The organism is Dickeya aquatica (assembly GCF_900095885.1).
GTDB classification, from domain to species: Bacteria; Pseudomonadota; Gammaproteobacteria; order Enterobacterales; family Enterobacteriaceae; genus Dickeya; species Dickeya aquatica.
Genome location: NZ_LT615367.1, coordinates 1,860,690 through 1,885,852 on the forward strand (window position 1 = coordinate 1,860,690; position 25,163 = coordinate 1,885,852).

General features: G+C 39.0%; 30 protein-coding genes. 23 read left to right on the top strand and 7 right to left on the bottom strand.

Annotated elements, in window-relative coordinates; translation table 11 throughout:
• The first annotated feature begins 315 nt into the window (after nt 1–315).
• From DAQ1742_RS08230 to DAQ1742_RS08265, 8 genes are all read left to right on the top strand, one after another.
• On the top strand, nt 316–1,092 hold the full coding sequence (locus DAQ1742_RS08230) for a DUF4198 domain-containing protein (RefSeq protein ID WP_051124056.1): 777 nt from the start codon (nt 316–318) through the stop codon (nt 1,090–1,092).
• Between the two features lies 1 nt (nt 1,093).
• Nucleotides 1,094–1,717 carry a cobalt transporter CbiM gene (cbiM, locus tag DAQ1742_RS08235; RefSeq protein ID WP_035342559.1) on the top strand — a complete coding sequence of 208 codons (624 nt, stop codon included), beginning with the start codon at nt 1,094–1,096 and terminating at the stop codon, nt 1,715–1,717.
• Nucleotides 1,718–1,721: 4 nt separating this feature from the next.
• Nucleotides 1,722–2,273, top strand: a complete 552-nt coding sequence (locus DAQ1742_RS08240; protein ID WP_035342556.1) for a hypothetical protein — start codon at nt 1,722–1,724, stop codon at nt 2,271–2,273.
• The gene (gene cbiQ, locus DAQ1742_RS08245; RefSeq protein ID WP_035342553.1) at nt 2,249–2,980 is read left to right on the top strand and encodes a cobalt ECF transporter T component CbiQ; all 732 of its coding nucleotides are present in this window, start codon (nt 2,249–2,251) and stop codon (nt 2,978–2,980) included. Before DAQ1742_RS08240 ends, cbiQ begins: the two co-directional genes overlap by 25 nt.
• Nucleotides 2,977–3,627, top strand: a complete 651-nt coding sequence (locus DAQ1742_RS08250; protein ID WP_035342550.1) for an energy-coupling factor ABC transporter ATP-binding protein — start codon at nt 2,977–2,979, stop codon at nt 3,625–3,627. Before cbiQ ends, DAQ1742_RS08250 begins: the two co-directional genes overlap by 4 nt.
• A 52-nt stretch (nt 3,628–3,679) precedes the next feature.
• Nucleotides 3,680–3,847: a GrpB family protein gene (locus DAQ1742_RS08255; RefSeq protein ID WP_331889620.1), complete on the top strand. Its 168-nt coding sequence runs from the start codon at nt 3,680–3,682 to the stop codon at nt 3,845–3,847.
• 1,186 nt (nt 3,848–5,033) lie between these two features.
• Nucleotides 5,034–5,591: a TetR/AcrR family transcriptional regulator gene (locus tag DAQ1742_RS08260; RefSeq protein ID WP_158513794.1), complete on the top strand. Its 558-nt coding sequence runs from the start codon at nt 5,034–5,036 to the stop codon at nt 5,589–5,591.
• Nucleotides 5,592–5,615: 24 nt separating this feature from the next.
• Nucleotides 5,616–6,470: an NAD(P)-dependent oxidoreductase gene (locus DAQ1742_RS08265; RefSeq protein ID WP_035342544.1), complete on the top strand. Its 855-nt coding sequence runs from the start codon at nt 5,616–5,618 to the stop codon at nt 6,468–6,470.
• A 63-nt stretch (nt 6,471–6,533) separates the two neighbouring features.
• On the opposite strand, the gene DAQ1742_RS08270 is transcribed toward DAQ1742_RS08265, so the two are convergent.
• Nucleotides 6,534–7,862, bottom strand: coding sequence for a tyrosine-type recombinase/integrase (locus tag DAQ1742_RS08270; protein ID WP_051124211.1), 1,329 nt, complete (start codon nt 7,860–7,862; stop codon nt 6,534–6,536).
• Nucleotides 7,863–8,296: 434 nt separating this feature from the next.
• Here DAQ1742_RS08270 and DAQ1742_RS08275 point away from each other — a divergent pair, with 434 nt between their 5' ends.
• From DAQ1742_RS08275 to DAQ1742_RS08310, 8 genes are all read left to right on the top strand, one after another.
• On the top strand, nt 8,297–9,232 hold the full coding sequence (locus tag DAQ1742_RS08275) for a DUF6387 family protein (protein WP_051124083.1): 936 nt from the start codon (nt 8,297–8,299) through the stop codon (nt 9,230–9,232).
• A 149-nt stretch (nt 9,233–9,381) separates the two neighbouring features.
• Nucleotides 9,382–9,570 (top strand): helix-turn-helix transcriptional regulator, encoded by a 189-nt coding sequence (locus tag DAQ1742_RS08280; protein ID WP_035342960.1) that lies wholly within the window; start codon nt 9,382–9,384, stop codon nt 9,568–9,570.
• A gap of 27 nt (nt 9,571–9,597) precedes the next feature.
• Complete coding sequence (locus DAQ1742_RS08285) at nt 9,598–9,888, top strand: hypothetical protein (RefSeq protein ID WP_035342958.1); 291 nt, start codon at nt 9,598–9,600, stop codon at nt 9,886–9,888.
• A gap of 18 nt (nt 9,889–9,906) precedes the next feature.
• A complete protein-coding gene (locus DAQ1742_RS08290; RefSeq protein ID WP_035342957.1) occupies nt 9,907–10,122 on the top strand; it encodes a hypothetical protein in 216 nt (71 codons plus the stop codon).
• A gap of 60 nt (nt 10,123–10,182) precedes the next feature.
• Entirely contained in the window at nt 10,183–10,446 is a 264-nt protein-coding gene (locus DAQ1742_RS08295; protein WP_035342956.1) for a hypothetical protein, read from the top strand.
• A 142-nt stretch (nt 10,447–10,588) separates the two neighbouring features.
• Entirely contained in the window at nt 10,589–10,909 is a 321-nt protein-coding gene (locus DAQ1742_RS08300) for a hypothetical protein (RefSeq protein ID WP_067486397.1), read from the top strand.
• A gap of 150 nt (nt 10,910–11,059) precedes the next feature.
• Complete coding sequence (locus tag DAQ1742_RS08305; RefSeq protein WP_067486400.1) at nt 11,060–11,302, top strand: H-NS family histone-like protein; 243 nt, start codon at nt 11,060–11,062, stop codon at nt 11,300–11,302.
• 218 nt (nt 11,303–11,520) lie between these two features.
• Nucleotides 11,521–11,817, top strand: a complete 297-nt coding sequence (locus DAQ1742_RS08310) for a 4-fold beta flower protein (RefSeq protein WP_035342952.1) — start codon at nt 11,521–11,523, stop codon at nt 11,815–11,817.
• A gap of 88 nt (nt 11,818–11,905) precedes the next feature.
• Here the strand turns inward: DAQ1742_RS08310 and DAQ1742_RS08315 are convergent, their stop codons facing one another.
• Both DAQ1742_RS08315 and DAQ1742_RS20535 read right to left on the bottom strand, forming a co-directional pair.
• Complete coding sequence (locus tag DAQ1742_RS08315; RefSeq protein WP_035342950.1) at nt 11,906–12,280, bottom strand: hypothetical protein; 375 nt, start codon at nt 12,278–12,280, stop codon at nt 11,906–11,908.
• A gap of 17 nt (nt 12,281–12,297) precedes the next feature.
• A complete protein-coding gene (locus tag DAQ1742_RS20535) occupies nt 12,298–13,032 on the bottom strand; it encodes a DNA-binding protein (RefSeq protein WP_232046616.1) in 735 nt (244 codons plus the stop codon).
• A 1,642-nt stretch (nt 13,033–14,674) separates the two neighbouring features.
• Here DAQ1742_RS20535 and DAQ1742_RS08325 point away from each other — a divergent pair.
• The 4 genes from DAQ1742_RS08325 to DAQ1742_RS08340 all read left to right on the top strand — a co-directional run bounded on the left by DAQ1742_RS08325 (nt 14,675) and on the right by DAQ1742_RS08340 (nt 17,002).
• On the top strand, nt 14,675–15,286 hold the full coding sequence (locus tag DAQ1742_RS08325) for a replication/maintenance protein RepL (protein ID WP_051124227.1): 612 nt from the start codon (nt 14,675–14,677) through the stop codon (nt 15,284–15,286).
• A 141-nt stretch (nt 15,287–15,427) separates the two neighbouring features.
• On the top strand, nt 15,428–15,604 hold the full coding sequence (locus tag DAQ1742_RS08330) for a hypothetical protein (protein ID WP_158513795.1): 177 nt from the start codon (nt 15,428–15,430) through the stop codon (nt 15,602–15,604).
• A 382-nt stretch (nt 15,605–15,986) separates the two neighbouring features.
• Complete coding sequence (locus tag DAQ1742_RS08335; protein ID WP_145916136.1) at nt 15,987–16,271, top strand: hypothetical protein; 285 nt, start codon at nt 15,987–15,989, stop codon at nt 16,269–16,271.
• Between the two features lie 155 nt (nt 16,272–16,426).
• The gene (locus DAQ1742_RS08340; RefSeq protein ID WP_035342948.1) at nt 16,427–17,002 is read left to right on the top strand and encodes a hypothetical protein; all 576 of its coding nucleotides are present in this window, start codon (nt 16,427–16,429) and stop codon (nt 17,000–17,002) included.
• Between the two features lie 188 nt (nt 17,003–17,190).
• Here the strand turns inward: DAQ1742_RS08340 and DAQ1742_RS08345 are convergent, their stop codons facing one another.
• From DAQ1742_RS08345 to DAQ1742_RS08355, 3 genes are read right to left on the bottom strand one after another with little or no spacing between them, the layout of a single operon-like run.
• Nucleotides 17,191–17,688 (bottom strand): TIR domain-containing protein, encoded by a 498-nt coding sequence (locus DAQ1742_RS08345; protein WP_035342946.1) that lies wholly within the window; start codon nt 17,686–17,688, stop codon nt 17,191–17,193.
• Complete coding sequence (locus DAQ1742_RS08350; protein WP_067486403.1) at nt 17,681–19,129, bottom strand: SIR2 family protein; 1,449 nt, start codon at nt 19,127–19,129, stop codon at nt 17,681–17,683. Before DAQ1742_RS08350 ends, DAQ1742_RS08345 begins: the two co-directional genes overlap by 8 nt.
• Before the next feature lie 37 nt (nt 19,130–19,166).
• The gene (locus DAQ1742_RS08355) at nt 19,167–20,336 is read right to left on the bottom strand and encodes a TIR domain-containing protein (RefSeq protein WP_067486406.1); all 1,170 of its coding nucleotides are present in this window, start codon (nt 20,334–20,336) and stop codon (nt 19,167–19,169) included.
• 301 nt (nt 20,337–20,637) lie between these two features.
• Between DAQ1742_RS08355 and DAQ1742_RS08360 the strand changes: the two genes are divergently transcribed.
• Nucleotides 20,638–21,482 (top strand): IS5 family transposase gene (locus tag DAQ1742_RS08360; RefSeq protein WP_145916141.1). Its coding sequence is split into 2 segments (ribosomal slippage): nt 20,638–20,983 and nt 20,983–21,482, totalling 846 coding nucleotides; the frame shifts between segments, so codons are not numbered across the junction.
• A gap of 10 nt (nt 21,483–21,492) precedes the next feature.
• On the opposite strand, the gene mobQ is transcribed toward DAQ1742_RS08360, so the two are convergent.
• On the bottom strand, nt 21,493–22,974 hold the full coding sequence (mobQ, locus tag DAQ1742_RS08365) for a MobQ family relaxase (protein WP_067487132.1): 1,482 nt from the start codon (nt 22,972–22,974) through the stop codon (nt 21,493–21,495).
• A 504-nt stretch (nt 22,975–23,478) separates the two neighbouring features.
• Here mobQ and DAQ1742_RS08370 point away from each other — a divergent pair.
• Complete coding sequence (locus DAQ1742_RS08370; protein ID WP_035342940.1) at nt 23,479–24,024, top strand: hypothetical protein; 546 nt, start codon at nt 23,479–23,481, stop codon at nt 24,022–24,024.
• 559 nt (nt 24,025–24,583) lie between these two features.
• Nucleotides 24,584–25,147, top strand: a complete 564-nt coding sequence (locus DAQ1742_RS08375; protein WP_067487129.1) for a hypothetical protein — start codon at nt 24,584–24,586, stop codon at nt 25,145–25,147.
• Nucleotides 25,148–25,163 lie beyond the last annotated feature (16 nt).

Genomic DNA, 25,163 nt, shown 5'->3' on the forward strand with positions numbered 1-25,163 from the left:
CAGCTGTTTCGCAGTCTTCAGAAGTAGAACTCACAGCGAAAAGTAGACATATCGTCACTCAAATCTACAAAAAAAAGGTGGCACAGGATTTGTGTATGGTTTCGGAGATAATTTACTTTCTAATAACATCACCCACATTATTTTAATCATTTGTTCTTGTAAAGTTAAAATAATGGGTTATTTTTCAGTTGTAAACTCATACTATATTGATAATAAATAACCCCAGATTTTTGTGTGATTTTAGGCGTAGATCAAATCTGCTGACATGTCAGTATGATAAAAAATTAAATAATCACACAAAATATGGAGAGCGTTATGTCAGGCCGTTCCGTTATGAATCCTCTGTCGTTAATCATTACCGGGATTATATTTTCCCCTTTTGCTTCTGCGCACTTTCAGGAAATTATTCCTTCCACCGACGTTCTGCCGCAAGGTGGCAACGTTACTCTCAATCTTGTTTTCACACATCCTTTTGAGGGCGGCCCGGTGATGGACATGAAACGGCCTGTCTCGGTTGGTGTGCTTGCAAATGGCAAAAAAACAGAACTCACCGACCAACTAAAAGCCTCCCCAAAAAATGGGGTATCGGCGTGGTCAGTCTCTTGGAATTTACCTGAACCTGGAGCGGCTATTTTCTACGTACAACCACAGCCTTACTGGGAGCCTGCAGAGAATAAATATATTGTCCATTATGCAAAAGTGGTGGTAGACAGTTTCGCCTCTGGCGAAGGCTGGGATGCGAATGTCGGCCTGCCTGTCGAAATTGAGCCATTGACTCGCCCAACAGGATTGTGGACCGGGAATCTATTTTCCGGCGTTGTAAAAAAATCAGGTAACCCCGTTCCTTTTGCAGAAATCGAAGTGGAATACGTTAACGATCAAGGTATAAAAGCACCGAATGATGCCTACATCACGCAAGTAATTAAGGCTGATGCTAACGGGACTTTTAATTACGCCATGCCTGCATCTGGTTGGTGGGGATTCGCGGCGTTAATGGAAGGTAATACACCAATGAAATCTCCGGAAGGCAAATCGGTCCCTGTCGAAGAAGGGGCGTTAATTTGGGTTCATACCAACGCTATGAGCAAATGACATGGCACACATTCCGGATGGTCTGCTTTCTCTTCCAATACTGGTCAGCGACGGTATTATCGCTATTACTGGCGTCGGGCTGGCGTTACGTAGGATTAATGATCGTGCGATTCCTCGTATCGCTATTCTGTCAGCTGTCTTTTTTACAGCCTCGCTGGTGTCAATGCCTGTTGGCCCTTCCAGTATTCACCTGTTGTTATCAGGATTGATGGGGATAGTCCTCGGAATGGGTATTTTCCCTGCCGTCATGGTGGCACTATTTTTACAAGCTATCCTCTTTGGTTTCGGCGGGTTAACCACCCTTGGAGTCAACACAGTCAACATTGCGCTACCCGGTGCCATTGTGGGACTGGTGCTGGGACCGGTTGTCCGCCATGCCTCATCGGCGGCTAAAGCCAGTAGTCTTGCTGCATTGGGCGCGGCTTTTAGTGTGATGGCAACAGGCGGCTTAGTCGCTATTTCACTCTGGATTTCATCATCTGCATTCACGCCAGTTGCAAAGATCTTGCTAATTACGTATTTGCCATTGGCACTGGTGGATGCCGCTTTCACCGCAGCTGTCGTCGGCTTTCTGACTCGTGTAAAGCCTCAGGCCTTGATTCCTCAATTGTCCTCCCCGGAGTAAAAGAATGTACCGTTGGTTATTGATGTTGCTGGCTTTCATGCTGGCAAGCCCTGTTTCGGCGCATAGCCTGCGCGTGTTTGCTAAAGTCGACGGGACAACCGTGAGTGGGTATGCTTTTTTCATCGGCGGTGGACGGCCAGATGGGGTACGTTGGGTGGCTAAAATGCAGGATACAACGGTCGCCACAGGCACCACGGATACCAATGGGGGCTATAACTTCAGTGTGACGTTGCCTGTTACCACATCGCTTGCCATTACGGTAGATACAGGAGAAGGACATATTGCCACGGCTACGCTTGCGCCGGAGCGTTTTGGCAAAGACACATCAGGGCCGACGTCAACCTCAACTCCATTGACCTCAGTAACAAACAATACATCTAATGCAGAGGTTCCAGCACAGCTTGTGGAAGCTGCCGTTGAACGTCAGGTAGGGCCGCTCCTTGAGCGCATTGAACAGATGGATTCCCGGATGCGCTTCACCGACATCATGTCTGGCATATTTCTTATTATTGGGCTGGCAGGTATAGGGTTATGGGTACTCGGTCGCAAACGTTGATGTACCCGCAGGATCTTCGTTTGCGGTTGGTGGCTGTGCTCGGCAGTCTTGTCGCGATTACGCTGATTAACCAACTCTGGCCAGCAATTGCTGGCGCTTTCTGCATACTCGTTCTATTTGCATTGTTCCGCCAGCCTATTCCGTGGCGGAGGCTGGTTCACTTGGAAATCTTTTTGTTGCTACTGTTTATCACCTTACCTTTTAGTGTACCTGGAACACCATTTTTTCAGGTTGGCTCATTAACAGCCAGTGTTGAGGGCACAATAAGAACCTTGGTTCTGGGCTGCAAAGTGCTCTGTTCGATAATGCTAACTACCCTTTTTATTGCCAACACTGATCCGTTGAACCTAGGCATGGCAATGCGTAGTCTGTATGTACCGGAAAAACTAGTGCAGCTACTCATTGCGGTGGTGAGGTATCTGGCCGTTATCCAGGAAGAGTATTGTCGCCTTCATGATGCCATGAAGATGCGAGCTTTCACGCCACGTTCAACGCGTTATACCTGGCGTTGCTATGGTCACCTGTTTGGCATGGTGTTAGTGCGAGCAATCGAGCGTGCTGAAAGAGTGGAAGAAGCGATGCGTATGCGCAATTTCTGTGGACACTATCCCAGATCTCCTGCAACTACTCCCTACCTACATGACTGGCTTGCACTCTGCGGAATATTAATCGGAGCAATGCTTTTAGCTCTGTGGGACAAATTATGAAGACCTTGGTTAAATTACACCAGTTGAGTGTTGTGCGAGATAGTGAACCCGTGCTGCGCGGTGTGGATCTGGTGCTGGAAAGCCACGAAAGAGTGGCGATTACAGGACCAAATGGCGCGGGTAAAACCACACTGCTGCGCACAATGGTGGGACTGGAGCAGGCTACCAGCGGCGATATCATCCTATTTGGCAAACACTGCACACATGAAGCAGACTTCCGATCACATCGACCAAAAATCGGTTTTTTATTTCAGAACAGCGAAGACCAACTATTTTGCCCGTCAGTTGCTGAAGATGTAGCTTTCGGCCCGTTAAATATCGGTGCTACGCAAGAGCAAGCTCATCACAGGGCAATGGAGACATTGCAAGCACTAGGGATCACCCACCTGGCGTCGCGTTTTACGCATCGCCTGTCTGGGGGAGAAAAACGGCTGGTTTGTCTGGCTGGAATTCTCGCTATGCAGCCCGAAATATTGCTGCTGGATGAACCAACAAATGGCGTAGATACCGAAAATGGACTGAAACTGCGCAACGCGCTGGCCGAATTTCACGGTTCAATAGTGATTGTTTCTCATGACGAGCATTTTGTGGAGGAAATCAGTACCCGCATCCTACATTTAACATCCGGTCATTTGATTCCCGGCTGACGTACGTTATTTTGCTCTCCTCTGTGGGGCGGTTTATTGCTAATAAATGCATGTGGCTTTCCGTGATTATCTGATAAAAAACAAGAAAGCAGCCGAACAGTATGCCGAAATAAAATATGCGGCAGTTCGGGAAGGTGAAAACGATACTCATCGCTATAGTGCTCTTAAGACGGATTTTATTAAACATCATCTTCGGCTGGCGCTTATGGATGTGGAATGATAGAGAGAATGTTCTTCCCGAATACAATGGAGTGTAGCTAGATAAAATCTAACTATATTTTTATTTGACTTTATTGTTTTGGATGTTATATAAAATATACGGTCATCAGTCGGCCTGATGACCGTAATAGCCTTGTTGGCTTAATATGCCGGTAAAGGCATTATCACCAACAAAAATAAAAGCACTATAACAAGCGCTTTTACTCTTTGGCGAGAGAATAATTTTTTCATCATTCTGCTCTCCTTAGCAACTACCAGTGGATTCTGGTCGAAGTGGTTCTAACTGACCCAGACTAAAGAATATCATTGTGCTATACTAAAAGCATCCCGCGAAGGATGCTTTTTTTTTACACCTTCCGTTTTAAAATAGCGGAAACCATCATGTTGCAAGGTGGAAGTCATTTTGTCAGCTCATTTATTTTTTGTTCTGGTAAAGTATGCTTCATCTGCTAATCCATACCTCTGATTGATTTTTCGTAAAGGTAATAATTATCCTGATACGAGAGAGCACTCATAGTTTCAAACGGATATTTTTGTAAGAAGGAATAGTATTAAACCTAATGATGGTAAGCTGGGATGCAATGAATGATAACGATATTATAAATAAAGAGAGGAGGGATTACTCCCAAGAGGTTCCCCCTGTGGATAATATTACTTGAGAAAATATGAGTAATTTATCAAAGCGTTTCTGGTATAGCAGCTTTTAATGTGTAACGGGTACTGATCTTGATCAGCCAGTAGAACAGGCTGGCTACCAGTATCGAGTTCTGTGCCGGGACACCCCAGCTTGTATACAACCCGACGCCCGCGCCTGCCACGCTGGCAATATGACTTAACAATCTAATGTGTTACCTCGATTGTAAGAAGAGGGAAGGATTCAGCATTGTCATCTCGCTCTCTATAATACTTTCTCATTGCATTTATTTCTAAATGAGAAGGTGTTACTTGACGGTCATTATGCAGATAAAGATAAACACAATCGCCAGTATTATATATTTTTTTAGCAACAAAACCTGATTCTGCTGAAATACCAACAGGCCATTCACAATGATTATCTAATATAAACGTATTTGGATCTATTTTTTCTACTGATAATTTTTACCATCGTAATGTTGGGTATTGACTCTTCGAGAGTGGTGATTTATTTTGTATCAAATGAATCATTTTTGTTTCTTTTGGGGGTAACCATGCCACCTCGTTCTAATGAACGGTTGTTAAGAGAGCTAGCTGCTGCAATTAGTTCCTATCCAAGATCAACATTGCAGGAGTTGGCAGAACTTGTCAGTGTAAGCAAGGCAACGCTGTATCGTAATTTTGGTACCAGAGAAGATCTTATTTTAGTCGTAACAGCTTCAGCGGAAGAGGCTGTGAGAAATATTATTAAAGATATAGAAAGATATGTTGATGATACTTCCTCGGAAATTGATATGGCTTTTAATGCTATTGTACGAGAACACTTCAACAATAAAGAGTTTTTAATGCTTTATTGCCATAATCAATCCGATTCTGGTAAGGAATATCTTAATTTATACACACGTTCACTCAACAATTTTTTCTATAAATGGCAAAAGAATAAATTCTTTAGAATGGATATCAGTTGTACTGAATTAACTGAGCTGTTTATTTCTATTGTTTACGGGATGATTGAGTCAGTTTGTCAGAAACGTGTAGCAGAAGTTAAAGTTGAGGAGATAATCAGACTCTTCTTCTTTTATGGATCCATAAATAATTTGAAAAATAGTTAGTTTTTAATTAAAAAGGAGTACATCATGAAGATCGCTGTAATTGGTACTGGTATAATGGGTAGCGCATTAGCTATTGCATTAATGAAAAGTGGTTACGAAGTATATGTGTACAATAGAACAAAAGAAAAAACAGCTTTCCTTGTGAGTGAAGGCGCTATTTTATGCGAAACACCTGCGGATGCTATTAAATGTGCTGATGCTTCGGTACTGGTACTGGCAAATGCTGAGAGTGTAAAAAATGTAATATTAAGTGAAGATGTTCTTTCAGTATTAAAAGGCTCAAAGATCCTCAATGCATCCACAACAACCTCTACAGAGATTGATGAAATATCTTCTGAAGTCAGTTTGCATGGAGGGGAATTGTCTGAAACATCAATAATGGTTGGTGGTGAGGAGCTTAAAAATAAGCAAGGTGCTTTTATTTTAGCATGCCCGGATAAGTCTGAAAAATTTTGGTCAGAGATACTGGGCAATATTGGCGTTGTAATGTTTAGAGCCGGAGATACGGGGAATGCATCCAAAGCAGAAGTTCCGATGCTATTTTCTTCTCTTTTTAATAGTGTTTTGCTTGCTTATTCTGCTGTGGCTGCCGAAAAACTTGGGTTATCCAAAGAAATTATTAAAAAAAGTATTGATGCAGCAGGTATATCGGGTGCGGAATGGATACTTCCCAGCATCCTTGAACATGACTATACAAATGTAATGGCATCTGTTGAGTCTTATAAGCAGGTAAGTGAAACCACCAAGCACTATATTCACTCGTTGGGAATGCCTTCAGAAATTATTGATGCGATAGATACCCTTTATGATTCAGCCTTGTCTCAAGGTTTGGGTAAACTTGATGGTAGCGCTATTAGTCAGTTGTTTCGCGGGTACTAAAATATAATTTACCTCAATATTTTATCTTATACCAAGGCGAGTAACCTCACCTTGGTTTTATGGTTAGTATAAACCCTCTTTACTCTTAGATATTATATAGTTCTCATACATGCTGTATTGCTTCTGCGCAAACTCAAACGGCCTGATCATACCGTTATGGTTAGCATCCAGAAAATCAGCCCACCATTGCAGCATCAGGCGACGCTGTTCAAGGTGTTTGGCCTTATGGGTGTAGGCAGCGCGAACGTTGTTCTTTTCCATATGGCTCATTTGAAGCTCAACCACATCTTCCGGCCAGATACCCGATTCGATTAATGCACTACACGCCAGCGTTCGAAAGCCGTGGCCGCACAGATCGGTTTTGGTGTCATAACCCATTTTTCGTAGCGCCTTGTTGATGGTGTTTTCACTCATTGGCTTCATCGCATCATAACAGCCTGTCAGGATAAAACCGTCATCACCATTAACGTCATAGGTGAGGTTTTTTAGCTCTTTTAGAATGTCCAGCGCCTGACGGCACAAAGGAACATAATGCTTTCTGCGCATTTTAGCCCCACGTCCTGAATGCTTGATCCCTTCAATGGCTTCACGCTGTTCAGGGATAACCCATAAGGCACTGTTAAAATCGATCTCTGACCATCTGGCAAAGCGGAGTTCACTGGAGCGAATAAATATCAGCAGAGTGAGTTTCATCGCCAGCAGGGTCAGCCTGCTACGCCCCTGATAGCCTTCAATGCGTTCCAGTAGGGCAGGTATCTCTTCCAGCTCGATAGCGGGGCGGTGCTCTGTCTGTGGTTTCTGAACCGCACCTTCCAAATCATAGGCAGGGTTAAAGCGGATCATCTTTTGCTGGACGGCATAACGCATAATGGCAGTAGCGTACTGTTTCACCCTCATAGCGATTTCCAGATAGCCCAGCTTCTCTATCTTTTTGATGGGAACCAGCAGATCACCTGTATCCAGTTCAGCAATATCCTTGTTACCGATGTCAGGAAACAGGTAGGTTTCCAGCCGGATCCAGACAGAACGCTGATAATCTTCTGACCATGTGGTTTTGGTGGCAAACCAGCTTTTGGCTACCGTTTTGAACGCGCGGGTATTGTTGCGTTTTTCCTGAACGATTTTGTTGTCAGCCTGTTTTTTAGCGCTCGGGTCAATACCAGCCGCTAACAGCTTTTTTGCGTCGTCGCGTCGTTGTCTGGCATCCGCCAGTGAAACAGCCGGGTAGACGCCAATGGAAAACACCTTCTGTTTCCCTTCGAAGCGATAACCCAACTGCCAGTATTTTGAACCGCTGGGATGTACCAGCAGGTAGAGGCCGAACCCGTCGGTGAGCTTCACCACCTTTTCGGATGGTTTGGCATTTTTTACTTTATTATCAGTAAGTGGCATGACGGTTCCCTCCGATTGCTGGTAAAAACGAAATCGAACCAGCTTTACCAGCATTTTTACCAGCAAAGGGGTGTAGCTTCGAGTGTTTTTTAATAGACGTGTGTAGACATGGAGAAGGGGATAACCAATTGATAAAAATCAAAAAACCAGACGTCAGTAGACATCTGGTTTCTTTAAATTGGCTCTCTGACTGGACTCGAATACATTTTTAATCTCCTGTTTTATATGGTTAATTTTTATTTCATTGTTTTATATAACATCATTTATACCATCATTTTTATTTAAAAATGGTAAAAATGTCAATTATATTCAATTAATTACGTCAGTTTACACCAGTAGACATCAGAGTGAATTGCTACTCCATAAAATCAAACCTGTCAACTTTTGGAAACCGCTATCGTATAGTAACAGCCTGTTTATAAGAGGGATTACCGATGGCAACCGCAGCAAAAAAAGTTGAGTTAACAAAATGGTTTAAGCCTGAAAATTATAATGTTTTAAAAGACATCACTGTTATGCAACTTTGTCAGGAGATCCGTATACGGAAGACAATGTTTGCTGAACTGGAAGAAGCCCTTGCCAGCGATGAACCTGAATGGTGTGTGAGTCAGGCTAATCTTAAAGAAAGGGATTTAATCTTCTCAGGGAAGCCCTTGTTAGCCTCTAAGCCAACAGACGACGATGCAGAGTCCTATGAGAGTGATCAACATGTCAGGCTTATGACTGCTGGTAAGCTTTATCAGTTGGAAGGGTACATCAAAGAGACAGGATTGCTTGACTACGGAGAAAAAACGGTAACATTCCACACAGAAAAAAACAGGTACAGGTTGCAGCAACCTATCCTGCGATACAAACAGATACGTGCTCAGCAACTGATTGAATCTAGGAACTTTACTGACGAGCAGAAAAAGAACCTTGTTCGAAGGGCCGGAAGTGTGATCAATCTTGAGGTTGATATTAGTTTATCAACAGATGATCAAATCATTGAATCAATGCGCTATCTGTTAAACCGCTGGCGTAAGCAAACTGGAATCAAATCCAAAACCAACCAGCAGAGCTATGGTTTCGGTGCAGTGATGGTTCAAAAGATAGTCGATTTTCGAGTCATTCCCATTTTAGACCTTCTATATCATGCCAAATCAAACAACTACAAACTCAGCGACAAAGATCTGGAACAGCTTCTCTACCATTGGGGCATGGAGGAGTGCCGAGATCAGGTACAAATCAAAGAAACAGACAGGCCACTTGCTAAGAAAGCACTTACCAAGGAGTTTGATAATCTCTTCACGATGTTTTTGTATAAAAACAGGCACTTAATGGATGTGAAAGTAAGCGAAGTGTACAAACTGAATGAGAGAAAAGAAAAATAATATGAAAGTCAAGGGATGAGGTAAATAATCTTATCCCCGTAAACAACTGCCTCACAGATCCCCATAAACATCCCGTCAATTCCATCAATTTTTTCAAATACCCCGATCTTCGATAATTCTCCTCGTCGAAACAAACAGGAGAAAACAACATGAATAAAAAATTAATACGAATGCACGAAGTCCTTAACAGGACAGGATTTTGTAGGGCATGGATTTATCGGCTTATTAAACAGAAACGGTTTCCTGAACCAATAAAGATCGGTGAAAGAGCGATTGCCTTTATAGAAAGTGAAATCGATAGTTGGATAGATAATTTAGTTAACAGTGCAAGATCTTAAATTTAAAAAATAACCGAGGAATAAAATATGAATAAAAATAAATATTATGAAATGCTCACATTTACGGGTGCTGTAATCCAGGAAGCACACAAGGGGATTATAGAAGCATTCTCATTGCAAAATGAAGATGCAAATGAAGTTATGGTGGAGTTTAACCCACTAATAAGTTCATTAATAATGGAGCAAGTAATAAGGGAATATGGTCAAGAGGACGCAGCTTATTTTTTTAATGAATTCGCTAAGGAAACTTCAGAAAGCCTTTCTAATCATATTGGAACTATGATTTCCAAAGGTGATGCTCTGGTTAGATTTAAATAAAAACATAAGGATAATACAATGAATAAGAAACTGGTTAAAGAAATGACTAAGGTTGTTGAAGAGTTTACCGCAGAGTTTTTAAAAGAAGTGCATGAGGAATTGGGTTATACAAATGATGATGTAGCAAATAATGTGGGTGGAGCCTATGACGCATTGCGTGATGGTGCAGAACTGATCCTGACATTAGTGTATGGGCAAGAGACCACAGAGAGGTTTAATAGTATGACGATTTAATTAACGAAATAAGAAGTAAGATTGAATTATCAAAATTCCATAATAACAAAGAGGTGTAATATGAGAAGAAAAGAATATAATAAAATTTTGAAAGAGTCTTTTGGTTTACTTTCAGATTATTTAAAAAATCTGAAAAAAGAACGTGGATATACCATTGCAGATTTAAATGCCAACAAAGACAATGTGAAATCGCTAATACGTAGCCAGTATTGCGAGGAAGTAATGAATCATTATGGTAAAGAAAAAGGAATGGATTATTTTCATGAAATGATTTCGAGAGGAGATAAAATGCTTGTGACTTATAAATTTGAAGATGAAGAGTGAAATTAAGATAAAAAATTTTGGAGGTTGGGAACAGCCTTTGATAAAAATGCTGTAAAAAATAAAAGAAGACAAGTGAACTGTCATATTTTATGGCAGAAGCATAGGTTTTTATTGTGTGAAAGTTAAATATAAGGAAAATAATATGAATACTACAAAAAATGAAAGTGATAACGAGATATCAACCAAAGTGTTCTCTTTGTATGCAATGAATCGCTTCATGAGTTTTATTGAGGAAAAGGAAAATGAGGTACAGGGAGCTGCTATTGTTTTTATGCCAGAGGAATTAAGGATGCGTCTCGTTAATGAAATCATCTACCGTACCAGAGAAGAACTTGAAATCGGCAGGGAATTTTTAAAAGGAACGCATTATGTTTTTGAAGAGGCAGATATAGAAAAGACAAGAGATATGTTGGGGTTTTTATACCAGGAATATATAAACTCAAAAAACGGGATGGTGAGATAAAATATCTTTCTGATACTTTCAGAAGTGAGTGTAAAATACATGTAGATTATAGATTTGCAATGAAGAATGAAAAAAGTAATAACTCAAGGGATGAAATAAGCCTTTGAAAATTAACAGGATTATCACAGTTTAATATAAGAGTTTTTAAAAATGATTAAAGAATTTCATATGCTATATCAGTACAAAAAAATCCAGCAAGCCGCTGCCACAACGGATATCAAAACCCTTGAACAGGTTTTAGTTAAGTTCAAAAAAGTGGTAGCTGAACGGCGTGCTAAGTACTATGCAGAGATTGGGGAAGAGGCTGCACGGCAGGTAAAAATGAAAAAAATCATTGAACAGATGAGAAAGGATGGGGTATGTTTTGAGGATCTGTTGCGTAATCCTTATTAAGCAGGTTGGGCTGTGTCCCGTAGCTATTTTTTGTACAGTTCAGCATTGTTATAACTGTGCAAAAAACGCTTTTAAGCGATAAAGAATGACCAAAAGAGATGGGTATTTAACCAAAAATTACATCTCGGAAGTGATTCTTGCAGCACTTTTTAGCGTGTAGGGAGGTTAAGGGACAGGCCCTAAGGTTAGTATTAACTGAGAACGCATAAGGTAACAAAATGACAGATTACATTTATAATTCAAAAGGAAATGCCGTAGGCTTCATCCGTGGAAAATACATACATAGCATGAACGGTAGTGCTGTCGGTCAACTTCGTGGAACGCATGTGCATAGGCTTTCTGGCCAATACATTGGTGAACTTCATGAAAGTATGATCCTAAATAAGCACATGGGGAATCTAGGAAACATAGGTAATCCGGGAAATCCAGGGAATCCGGGAAGCCCAGGAAATCCAGGCAATAGAGGGGCGCGTAATTACGGATTCCCTGATGTATCGATTGACCTGTTCGGCTGACAGTTGTGAGAACAACTGCGAACTTCCGCTCCTTGCTCACAGCGGACCTAACGGCGAGTCTGAGGGGGTATAGCTGCTGCGTAGTGCGTTAGTGGCTAATTATGGTAAGAAGCTGCCTATTATCAAAAAGAACTGTCAGAATCGCTCTCAGGACTTCTGGTCGCCATTGCCATGATAAGTATAGTTCTTCTCGTTGAGTTACATCTGTAAAGTTGTCATGCACCGCTACCATGACCGTGGTGAAAATCTGATCTTTATATGACAATAATTTTTCGGTATCCAGAAAATGAAATTGGCGGTCAACAAAGATCGTTTTCAGGTAGTTAAGATAGCTGATTTCAACGTCTTCACCGTAGAAGCCATTAACGGAATAGTAGCGAATGAGTGATTCAGTTATTACGTGAGCTATACCATCTTCATTGTTGTACTGTTCTAATATTGTTGTTATTTCTTTATTTAGCATTATGATTTTCCTTATAGTTATGCAGAAGGCAATTGAAAATCTGTAAGATCCCAGTCTTCCATATAAAACACGTTATCTTCTTCTGTGTCGTTATCCTCTGGTTTTTCTGGAGGAGGGTTTAAAACCGGTTTGGTTGATTCATCTTGATCCTGAGAAGCGATCTTTTCTGTTTCTGACTGGCTCTCATTAACATCGTTCTCTGAGTGGTAAGAGTAAACATTCTGGAACATGGGATTGTTGGCAACATTGAATACTTGCGCTTTCTGAACGTTAGGACGTTGTTTTTCGTTAATTGTGTGGTACTGGCCTTTTAGAAAAATATTTGAGTTCATAAAAAGATCACCGTCTTTGTCAATGATTATCGATTTGCTTTTGAGCTTTTTGAAAATAATAGACATGTTGGATTTCTTGATATTGAGTTCTTTGCATAGCTTTGCCTGTGAAACATGAAAGCAGTTGCCAAACTCCATTTTATTAAGGATCTTCGCTATTACTTTTAGCTCGTTGCTGGATATATCCATATTAGCAAGTTGTTCAAAGTTTTTAGTAAACATATGAACATAGTCAATACCTTTTGCAATAGATCTTATTCCTTCTTTTCTGGCTATATAGCGCATTTCATTTTTATGGTTTTTGTTATGGTGCTGGTAGATCTTAAGCGCCTGTTTATCAGAGAATTGGTTTTTATCTATATAATCCTGTAACTGCTCCGGTGTCATTCTCTCAATTATTTTAAAGTTTATATCCTGCATGTTTTTATCCTTTTATTATTATATTTATCTTGTTATTAATACATTAAACATTATTGTCAATAAAAAAGTCAAAAATAAATGGAAAAAGTTTAATGAGAGTGGACGCTCGTCCAGAGCATAAGTTAATAACGCAACGTTATTAAAGTTATGTTTAAGCATAACTATGGTTATCTTTAAACATAACCAAAGTTATGTAATTTCATAACCCAAGTTATGTTTAAGCATAACTTTTTTACTGTAACTACATGAATATAATAAGAAATACGCCCGGTAATATATTTAATAGGATTAATATAGTAAAAGGTATTTTAACCATGTGAGATTTAAAATCTCACAAAAGGGTTAAAACTGGAATAAGTTTACTGAAACTGGACGTTCCGCCAGTTTTGACAATTATGGCAATGCTTTTCTTAATTTTATTATGTACAGAACCCTGCACAACTTTCATGTTGTGCCATTGCGGTTCATGGAAAATTAAGATCTTTTTCTTTAACTCAGTAACAAATACTATAAAAGGGAATTTGCTTCTTTGCCTCTTAGGGGCAACCAGCAATGCCTGTATGGACTGTATGAGTGAAATAATAGTTTTACTGAGCTACATGCTCGCTTGCTCGCATTACGCAAAATTTAAAAACCTTGGATAAATGGCTGGTCTTGATTGAGCTAACGCGCTCAATCGCTAAAACCCTGGCTCTCGCCCTTTGGATTTTAGCGGACAACGTTTTTCTCCATACGGTGAAACGTTTTATGTTATTTTCAGCGATAAAAATGAAGAAAATTCTTCGCGTGATGAAGAAAACCAAGTTGATCACTAAAACAGTACGAATTAAATCATCAGTGCGCATGAGCGCATAGCGGTTTTGCTGACGGCAGGAAGCAAAAGCAAGACAGCTTCCTTCCTCAAGGGTTTTGGCTTTAAATTAGCGTATGAGCAGGCGAGTGCGCTGCATAGAAAACCTTTCATTCCAGTGCCCTACCAACTGATCTATAGGCAGGTGAATAAGTTTCATAGAAAAGCTAATTCCAATTTAGATTCATAACCATATCGAGCAGGCCCTCGATATGGTCTGCAAACTAACAGGAAAGTTAGTAGCTACGTCCCGGCCAGCTCGTTGCCTCTCGAAAGGCAAAGAAGCTTAGGCCAGGGATTATGGATATTTCATCCATAAGGTAATTAAAATTAAACACATTGAACCCTATGACGCAACTGTCGAGTTGCGTCTGGTTCTTAAATAAGAAGAATGAAAAATAATGTCATGTCGCAAGAGCTATTGTAGGGTGACTAAAATAAGTGAAAAACATTATGTCGTATTTATCTAGTAAAAATAATGAATTCCCTCTGTCGCTTCACTCTATATTAATAATGAAGAAGAAAACTGCCATCAGGTCGCATTAAATAAGGATCGTTACTGTCAGGAGTCGCAGATTAAACTGTCAGGATCGGTAATGTAATCTGTCATTATCTCGCTGTTTATGACAGTATAAATATAAGCTGTCAAAAAAATATTCACATTGGAACTTTAAGTATCGGCAAGGGAAACTTGAAATGTCAAAAATAAATTTGCTTTTGACACTTGACATATTTTACCATGAAGTTAAAACAAAACTTATCAATCAAATAAAAATAATAAAGGAGATAAACATGGAGGATTATGATATCGCTCTTGTAAAGGGTGACGAAAAATTAAGCTTGAGAAAATCAAGGCGAGGATTACCCCGATATAAAACCAATCCTTTTCTGCAAACAACAAGTAATAATACAAAGAGTGGAACTCGAAGAATTACAACAGGAAAAGATCGTTTATTGGTTATTAATGAAGACACCGGAGAACAGTTGACAGGTGCTGGTTTTTTTCAGTGGCAGGAAGTTGATAAAACGCAGTTTTTAAAACTCTATATAAATGGAGTAAAAGCGTTAACGGAACTCACTGGTGCTGGAACAAAGGTTTTTGAAGTTTTATACAGAACAGTACAAGATTTTAAGGACACGGACAGAGTTTTCCTTGCGTATGAGCTTATAGATCAAGACATAGTGAAAATCTCGGAGTCAACATATTACCGAGGAATGAAGGAACTGGTCAGTAAAGGTTTTATTGCTGAAACAACAGTACAGAATTCATATTTTATTAATCCTGACTATATCTTTAATGGCGATCGATTGTCTTTTGTTAAATCTTATATTTTTACCGGTTCAAAACAAAAAGAGATAAGAGGGAAAGGCAACGCGATAGAAGGGTTAAAACAGCAGAATTAACTTTATATTCCTATGCAACAAAATAATATGAAAATAAACTATATTTTTAATAAAACAGTGATGCTAATCATAGTGTACATCATAAAAAACTATTCTATCAAGTCAGTGATTATTTTTTAATAATAAGATGAGGGGAAGAAAATGAATGAACAATCGGCAGAAGAAACGCTTTCTTTTTTAATCGAGGAAATGAAAAGTCAATACCCGTGGTTTTATGTTTCATGTCTGCTTGAGCATGATCTGTTGGGTATGGCTAATGAGTTTATTAAACAGAAGGTGGCAGATGAAAGTTTGCATGTATCAGTGAATGATCATTAAGTTTGCGGAATCAAGACATCACATAACCCTTTCTCCATAGAAAGAACGTAGCGAGCTGTATGAACAGGCCGCTCTGCTACTTATTGCCACGTAGTTACTGCAACAACCATATCCAATCTCTTCCAATCCAGAATTCTTCCGCTAGGAATTTTCCGACAAATTGATCTGTAAAAACGATCTATATAGACATTTTGATAGTTTAAAACAATCAATTTGGCATTAATTGATCGGTAAAATAATTGATATAAACGATCGATAAATTATTTATGATAGGTGAAAGCTATCATAATTTGGTTTTTTGATCGTTACAAACGATATGACACCTCACTGGATGGAGATCAATTATATCAATTGGTTACGTGCTCATTTATAGGTGTGAAACATGTCTGAATGTCCATTTTGCAGAGCGACTGTACCGGATGACGCTTCTGTTTGTCGCGGCTGTGGTGCAGAGAAGGTGCGGGGCTATGTGAGTCAACAAGCGATAAAGGGGCTTGCTGTCGGAGGTACGGTTCTGGGTATTCCCCTTGGTTTTTTCGTTGCCTTTGCGACGAAATCAACATTCCTGATGGTTTTGACCATTCTGCTGCTGATGCTTGGCCCGATTGTTTTTCTGAAATTGAAGAATAAAGACAAGGTTACCTGGATAAGACCTACTGCACGTTAAAGCTGGTGCCGTCAGTAAAATCTTCGCCAGAACTTTAACGTCTTGCAGTGAAATATATGCAAGGTGTTTTCGTCTTTCAGGGAAAGCAACAATCAACATGACTCACTATCTCATCGGGTAGTGAGTTTTTTAATAAAAAACTCATAGGTATTCAAATGAAAAGAATGATTGCAGCGTTATGTGTTCCTGTTATGTGTTGCTTAACTGGCTGTCAGCAACTGAATGAAGCAACGGGAAAGTTAAACAGTTCAATCAATTCATCACTATCTTCTTTAAACGGCGTTTTAAGCCCTTCGGGTAGCAAAACCACCATACCAGCAGCAGACAACCTTCCGATTAACACCGTCAACGGATTAGGCGTTATTTGTCGTGATTACGAGGCGAATGCTATGACCGGAAAGAAGAGCTGGATTGGTAAGAAGGTCAGCATCAGTAATGCCACGGTTCTGGAAGCGCAGGAAGCATACGATACAATGAAGTACTTGGGCGCGCAGCGAGACCATAAAACTTACGCCATCATTTTTCAGACGGCTGATACGAAATATTGCGGTGGGGCTGTACTGTTATCTTATTATGCAGGGCAGGATGAAGATATTTTAAAATTCAAAAAAGGCCAGAAGGTCAATATTACTGGTGTTGTGTATGACATTGGCGACAGGACTTTTGGCACACATAATAATGGCAATATGGCAGAGAAGGTGATTAAAATGGATCATGGTGTTGTTCGATAAGAATTTGTATACGGTATTGAAAGCAGATATTTATCAGTTATGTGGATAAAAGGTTTTGACTTTTCCAAGAGTAGCATTACTGGTAGAGCCAAAACGCCGATAATCACGTTCATAGGACGTGGTATTCTGTTAGAAATACCAATCAGGGCCTCTTGTATAGAGGCCCTGATTGGTTTAAGAAAATGATACTAATTGTTCTTACGTATTTTTATTGCATCTTCAATCCAACTTTCTATATTTTCGGATATATAGTCGTAAACATCTTTGCTAGTAGAATATGGTGGTTCATAAGCTTTTGCTATTTCGGATAACTTTTTGTTTGTTGTGCCATGAGATATATAGGAAAGAGGGTTGTTTCCTTTGGTTGATTGATTACCATTTACATCCTTTAAATTATGTATGTATATGACTAATACACCCATTCCTTTATTCCATGACTCAACTATTTCATAGTTAATCCATTTCCTATTTGCTGTGTTTGTACCTGCTAAAATTACAGTACAGGACCTTCCCTTCATTTGTTCAGCGATCCAATCCTTGATTTTTTGTTCGCCTCCTCCAACAACAGTTTCCCAATCATTATCTCGTGCGGGCTTGTTTCCTTCAATTGAACCAATATTTCGTACTTGGGATACTCTCCAGTTATCTGGTTTGTAATGAAAACTAAAAAAACATTGCCTAGCCATGTAAGTCTCCTTTTTTAACACAATAAGCTATGATATTTAGAGTGTTTTCCAACACTTCGTCTAAAGTGATTTTTTCATCACCAAGTTTTAAAAAAAGCTGATAAAATTCATTGTCTTTATTTTGATCATTATCGAGTAATCGACACTCATCTTCCCATAATTTTTTAGCCATATATCCGGTTGAACCGATTGGAAGTGTAATGTTTTTTTTCTCTTTAGAAATTATATATTCTTCACTCATGCCATTTGATAATTTAACACCAGTATTAGTTATTTTGTTTCCAAATAGAAACAATGTAAAGCCAGCATGAGAGATCATATCTCCACGATACTGTGTCCAAAGTTCCTTCAAGGATTGAGATGTTGAAGATTGTGGAAATGGCCTCAGTAATAATTGATCACTGATCGGAATATTTTGGTTCATATATACTTCTTCCAATACTCCTGAAATTACTGCACTACCTACACCAAGACCAAAGCCTGAAACAATTTTGTAGCCATCTTGAATTAACTTTGAACTAAGTTTTGAGATGAAAATATGTGATTCATTTTCATTCCATTTTCCATATTCATGTGCTGCTCCAGAGATAAATATTGTTTTTTTCTTATGATTTAATTCAATTAAACTTAATAACTCTCTGATTTCATCATAACTTTCCACTAAGATGGTTTTAATATTGAATCGACCTAGGTCAGAAATGAATAATTCCTGCTTTCTACATTTATATTGATAATCAGCATCAGATTCATTATCTTTTTTATCAATAGTTTTAATAAAGCAATAATGTCTCCTTTGATTTCCATCATAAGCAACACGTACTCTACTTAAAATATAGTCAAGATTAGGGTCCGTAAAGCTAAATCCTATAAATATAAATGTCTTTGATATAAGATCACCTTTAAGTGCAGATAGATACTGATCCATTTTTAGGTAGTATCTTTCATAATCATCTTTTGTCAAAACGGCACTATTAGCATGGTCAATATCACCATGCATTTTATAAACGATCGCATTTCTTTTAAGTTTAGTAACTGCCAATTGCTCTTTTGTATATTTTACATCAGGATTCTTTCCTGATTTTATTAAGCTGTTTTCAATTAGCTTATCATAATTAGTTGTCCAGTATGTTGTAATTGGTAGTCTTGCTAAAATTCGATGAGTGTCAGTTTCAACAGCATCTCTTGAAAACTCTTCGATGAGTCTCTGATTTAGTTGACTGCGATTGTTGCCATTAGAATTACAATGAAATTGAGCTAGCGCTACCAAATCGTGTTCTTTGTCAACATCAAGGCCTAATTCATCTGCAATAGGCCTTAGTAGTTCAGCCCAACTTACAAAGCCCGCTCCAGCGGACATTCCTGCTCCTGCAAAAATTGCCACATTTTCATCTTGTAGCTCCTTGCATATGTGTTTTATAAAAGACTCTTTTACTCTATTCATAATCTATTCTTCGTTTCCTTTTATTTTATTAAAAACATCACATTAAATGATGTTTTATTTTTTCAACATCTTGTATGGAAAATGAATTGTTTATAGTATCAAAATACACTGGGGTAAATATTGGTATCATGTCAGTGAAATTTAAACAGATCATAGGTTTTGATAAGTCGACTCCGTGGTTGAGCTCCATTTCTACCCATTTTGATAAGTAATGATTCTCATGAGAAATTGAGTTTTTTGTTTGTAAAAATAAAAGTATTTTTGATTGTTCTATTCTTTTTTTTAATACTAACTTGGTGTACTCGCTTGCAATATTTCTTCTTAAAAAATCATTATCACTAGTCCAATCACAATATATTGCGATGCTATGTTTGTTTAATTCATCTTTGATTATTCTTACAAGCTCTGAATCCAAATAACTATGCGATATGAATACGTCAAAAGATTTTTTATTTTGAAACGAGTCTGATTCTATTCGTTCAACTAGATCTTTTGGCGATACATTGAAATCATCCTTTTCAAGGATATAACTTTTTTTCTTTCCTTTGAAGTTTTTTCTTAACCTTACATAAATACCTATATTTTGTAAATGTTCAAATGCCATTCGACGAACTTGGTTATTACTTTCACTGTCATTTATTTTTTGGAAGAAGGTAATTGTTTTATCGCTATAGAATTTTGTTAGTTCTTTGAATATTTCTATTTTATCTTGTGTCGTGCGATTTTTTTCATGATATGCAGCGATAAATATATCGATATATAAAGGATCTATATTTTGTAAGTTTTCTTTTGCTCTTGCAATTTTATGATTATAAGCAGCTATCTTATTTACTCTTGTCTTAGTAAAAATTTCATAAGAATGACTTTGTTTTTCACTATCAAAATTTATTTTGTGTTTATTTATTTGTCCGGAAGAAACAAGGTGTTTGACTTTGGCTAAGTTATAAAAGAATTGAGTAGGTGGTAGATGATTATATCTAATTTTTTTCTCGACTCCTTCGAGGAACATATCCTTTTCATGATAATAATTATATCTTTGTACTAACTTGTCCCACTCACAAGGATAAAACTTAACAAATAAATCTAGAATTGATTTTTTACCATAACTGTATGGCAATATTTGAGCTATTAGGTTTAGTGGTTTTGTAAAGCTTTTTGTGTAGTTTATAGTCTCCGAGTAGTATTTTTTTTTCATCATTCCAGGCATCTACAAAAACCCCAATAGTAATCTTGTGAATATTATCTAGGTGTATAATAATTTTTTGGCAATAACAATTGCTCAGCAAGTCTAACTTGATTTTATAGCAGATTACTCCTATTTCTTAGTGTATGGAATAGGCTGATACACTTTTTGCATTGACTTTTATGCTTTAATTTAAGCGTATGAAAAGTATGGTATTTTATTTTTACATGATGAGTAGGATGGTGTTGTGTTGCAACTAGGGTGTGTCCCGTAACTATTTTTTGTACAATCAGGGACATGATTTCACCACAAAAAGTCCTTTAATTTGGCTCGTTACGATTTCCCCGATGAAGCCTGGGCGCTGATTTCTCCCATGCTGCCACCTGAAAGAGGCTCTTCCCGAGGCGGGCGTCCTTACTTTGCGCACAGACATGTCATGAATGGCATATTTTGGGTGCTTTGCTCTGGCGCACCCTGGCGGGATTTACCTGAGCGTTATGGTCAATGGAAAACCATTTACAACCGCTTCAATCGGTGGTCTAAAGCCGGAATAATGAACAGCGTTTTCAATAAATTACTCCAGATTCTGGATGAAAAAGCGCTGATTGACTGGGATGTTATCGCGCTGGATGGCAGTAACGTTCGCGCCCTGAAAGCGGCCGCGGGTGCGAAAAAAAACATCCCGATGAATGCGAGGACCATGGGCTGGGTCGCTCTCGCGGCGGCTTTGGCACCAAAATCCATCTGGCGACAGATGGCACAGGATTACCGCTGAGTTTTTGCCTGAGCGGTGGACAGGCCCACGAAAGCCGATACGCGGAAAGGTTGCTCAACCGGGTCGGGATTATCCGAAAAAGCGGGCACCTGAAATCACGTCCGAAAGCGGTGCTGGCGGATAAGGGTTATTCAGGTAAAAACCTTCGCATTCATTTGAAAATGAAAGGAATAAAAGCGGTTATTCCGTTTAAATCGAATGAGAAGGCCAGTCAGGACGGACGTCGCCCCCTCGACACGCGCCTGTACAAAAAACGCAATGTCGTGGAGCGTTGCTTTGCGATACTTAAAGAAAATCGCCGTATTGCCACCCGCTCGGAGAAAACAGCCAGAAACTACCTGAGTATGCTAAAACTGGGAGCGATCAGGTTATTTTTAAAACGGTTGTTAAGTTAAGGGACACGGCCTAGTAGTCTCTTTTTGGTTTATTTGACCTACTATGCTGCTTCAGGATTTTGTTCGCTTGAGTGATCCTTTTGTTTTTCTCGGTCGCAGGTAAAGGAGGAAACATCGCTGATGCAGCAGGTGCTGTACTTAGCTTCTCTTCTGGACCATAAATGTAGTTAGCTTCCGAAGGTTTGGAAACTTCTGCTGATTTACTGGTAGTCCCGATCGCATCCCACTGCCTGCGGGTGATCTTCAATTTAGTAACTGGGTCAATCATGATCTCATCCAGCGAAATATCCGTTAGGATTTTTGCGTCTTGCAGAGGATCAGCTACGGTAGGCATAGTAGGTTTTGGTGCTGTGCTGCCAATAGGTTTTTCTGCTTTCTGAACAGGACGTTTAACCAACACACTCATAAAACTTTTAATAAAATCATATAGCTTGTGTAGATTGATCTTACGCTTGCGCCTTAATAACGTTGGTTTTTCTGTTTTTGACGCAACACCATAGTGAAGGGACATATCCCTTTGCTTCGCTTGGACAGGCTTGAAGCGACGTTTTCTTTCGGGAACAACCAGCTCAGGTAGATGAGCAGATTCTGGCGAACGCTGTATAGGATGTTGTTTTGCTGGTTTCGCTTTCAGACGTTCAATACGGAAAGTGTTGAGGTTAACGATCATGAGATGGCCCACATCACTATTAAACAACTGCCTGAAATCGTTAGCAGCTTGTTTGGTATGTGCTGCCTGCACCTGTTCTGCGGCACGTAACGCTTTGGCTCTTTTGGTGTGCCATGATTTGCGGTCTATCCTGGTAAGCGCGGGGCGGTTAAGCTCAACGGCTCTTGCCAGTTGTTCATTAGCGATATCCTGTCTTCCCGTTTCCTTTGCCGCCTTAGCCAGAGCAATCGCTTCTTCACGCTGTGCTGCAAGGGAACGGTGATCCATGCGATTTGCAGAACCAGTACGTTCAAGAGCACGATTAGACATTCTGGCCCATGACGCACGCCATTCATCCATTAAATCATGCTCGTTCCAGCTTCTGTTCTTGTTGCCAAAACCCTGTGGTGTTATCTCGCGTAGAGTCAGCATAACGTGAGCATGGGGATTATGACCGTCAAGGTCATGGAAAGAGATATCGGCAATCATGCCTTTGCTGACGAAATTACGTTTGCAGTAGTTTTTCACTAACGCGATTTTGGCATCGTTATCCAGTTCAACAGGAATAGCGATATCAAAATAACGTGAGAGCTGGGCGTCTTTACGCTTTTCTATTTTTTCAATTTCGTTCCACAACACAGCAGAGTTTTCCACAATATTAAAAGGTGTGTGTTCTGGCGCAAGAATGCAATGATGGAACAGGTCGGAACGATATGAATAATCGTACACGTCTCCTGTCCTCATGTCTTCTATTCTTTCTCTTGCGTTATATGCGGCAAGATAACAGGACGATTTTCCTGCGGATCTTTTTAGCATACTAAACGATAAATGAAATATTGCCATACTACAAAAATACTCCTTGCTGGTTTAATTTTTTAAAGGTGTTGACCTTTGCTTCTTTTAGTTTTTCGCAAGAAAAACTCTGGTGTTGACTTTAAGGCCCCTGCCAGGCCCACACGTTGCGAAGCAATGTATAAGTGGGCATTGTATTTATTTTTTATTCAGCTTACGCCGAATCAAAATAAAACAATGGTAAAGGTTTACTCTGGTTTTAAGCGCCGAATGAAGAGGCGTTTAAACTTTGGGGTAAAGGGATATAGGTCGATCTTGGGATGTTTTTCTTGCATATATCAATAATATAACTCGGAAATTGAGATGTGTAAAATTTGTAAAATAAAAAATATCTGTTATTTATTGTTTTAAGCGCTTCAAGAAGAAGCGCACAAACGAAACTACCCAACTCCCACTGATTAGCACCCTGCATGGGTGCTGTATTACTACCATTTCGTTAACGTCACCAAAATGGTCTGGGAAGTTGATATTCGAAATAAATAAAAGGGAAAAGTAATGAGTAAAATTATAGAGATAATGAGTAATGAAAGCGTTCTTGAAACAAAATGGTTTGTGATAGATTACTGCACTGAGGGGCAGAAAATTGAAGTTAAAATAAAAGAAGATACGGTAAAAAAGGAATTTTCAGAGATCAGGGCAATATTTGAAGCGGATTTACAGGCAAGTGATGAAGAAAGAAGCTTCCGGATAGTCGCAGGTAAGTACGGCAACGCGATATCTTCCCTGAAAAGAAGCATCATGCGGGAGCTTGTCATTGTTGTTACAGGGCTTTTCCTGCACTACTTTGAGATTGATTCTACCTACGCCACGGCAAAAGAAATCATCAGGGCATTATTTGGTCTGTCAGTTAAGCGAGAAGTCATCCTTTCTTCATTCTCAACAGAAGGAAGATCAGCGAACAGGAAAAGCAGGTGGTTTAGCCTTGAACGAGAAGAAAAACAGCTACTGTTTTACAGCTTTAATCATGTCATGGTTGCAGACAGACTCTATGAGAGCATTAAAACTCGTCTTGATGTGTTGGTTTCCGCCACAAGACGATAAATTACATATGTCTTTTTACACGTAAAATAGGTGTCGGTTACAAGATAAAAAGATATATCTCTTTACACGGTTAGAAACCGATTTAACAGAAGAGGATAGAAAGATGAGATTAAAAACATATGTTGTGATAGGCACATTAGATGAAAATGCAATGCTTTTACTGGGGGCTAATGTTGTTCTATGGTGTCTGGTGATTGGGTTCAGTTTTATGAGTGGGAGTTGAAAAATAAATAGAAAATTAACAAGGATACTCTGCATTAATTATTTTCCGAAGTGCTGGGTTAAGTCGAATAGTTACTAATAGTAAGTTAAGTAACGGGGCCAGTTCCGAAGTTATTTTAAAAATGCAATTACACAGCCATAATTAATTTTTAATAAATTAATCAGTTTGCGAAAAAAATAGCGAGCGGCAGAGGCTTTAAATTTCCTTTGGTAAGATAACGAGATTATAAAACTTTTATTATTTTGTTTTTTTATTGTGATATTTTTAATAAAGAATATTGAGTAATTATCTTAATGCGCTATGTTATAAATTACAATAATAAAAAAGGAGAATGAAATGAAGAGTATATTGCATTTTTTAGATTTACAAAAAGCCATTTCTGAGGGGCTGACTCAGGAGCAGGTAAGTGAAAAAATTGAATGTCTGGACAGACTCGAAGAGCAACCCGGTATAACCGAAAATGAGCTTTACAGGAAGAGAAGAAAAATAGTGGATGAGATTAATCCCTGGAGGAAAAACCAGAATGAGTATAAGGAGTTTTTAAAATATTTCGCCGGAAAAATAACCCCAACAGACTTCACACACAAGACCTTCTGGAAATGGAAATCTGAGGATAAAAGAGAACAGTATCTTGCGGAGCGTGAAATATGGAAAAAGGAGAGGGATAAAATCATTGAAGAACTCACGGTTACTGAAATTCTGATGAAAATAATAGAAAAAGAGAAGCAAAAGATAGCAGAAAAAAAAGAGAAAATGGATAGGGAAAGAAAAGTACTGGATGAAAATATCGTTCAACTTAATGCGATGAATAACATGATTATGTTTTCTGAAGAGGTTGAAAATTTTGATTTTGATGTGATAGCCAGTAAAAAAGACAGGGCAAAAACAATGAAAATGTAAGTCGGTATTAAGCAGA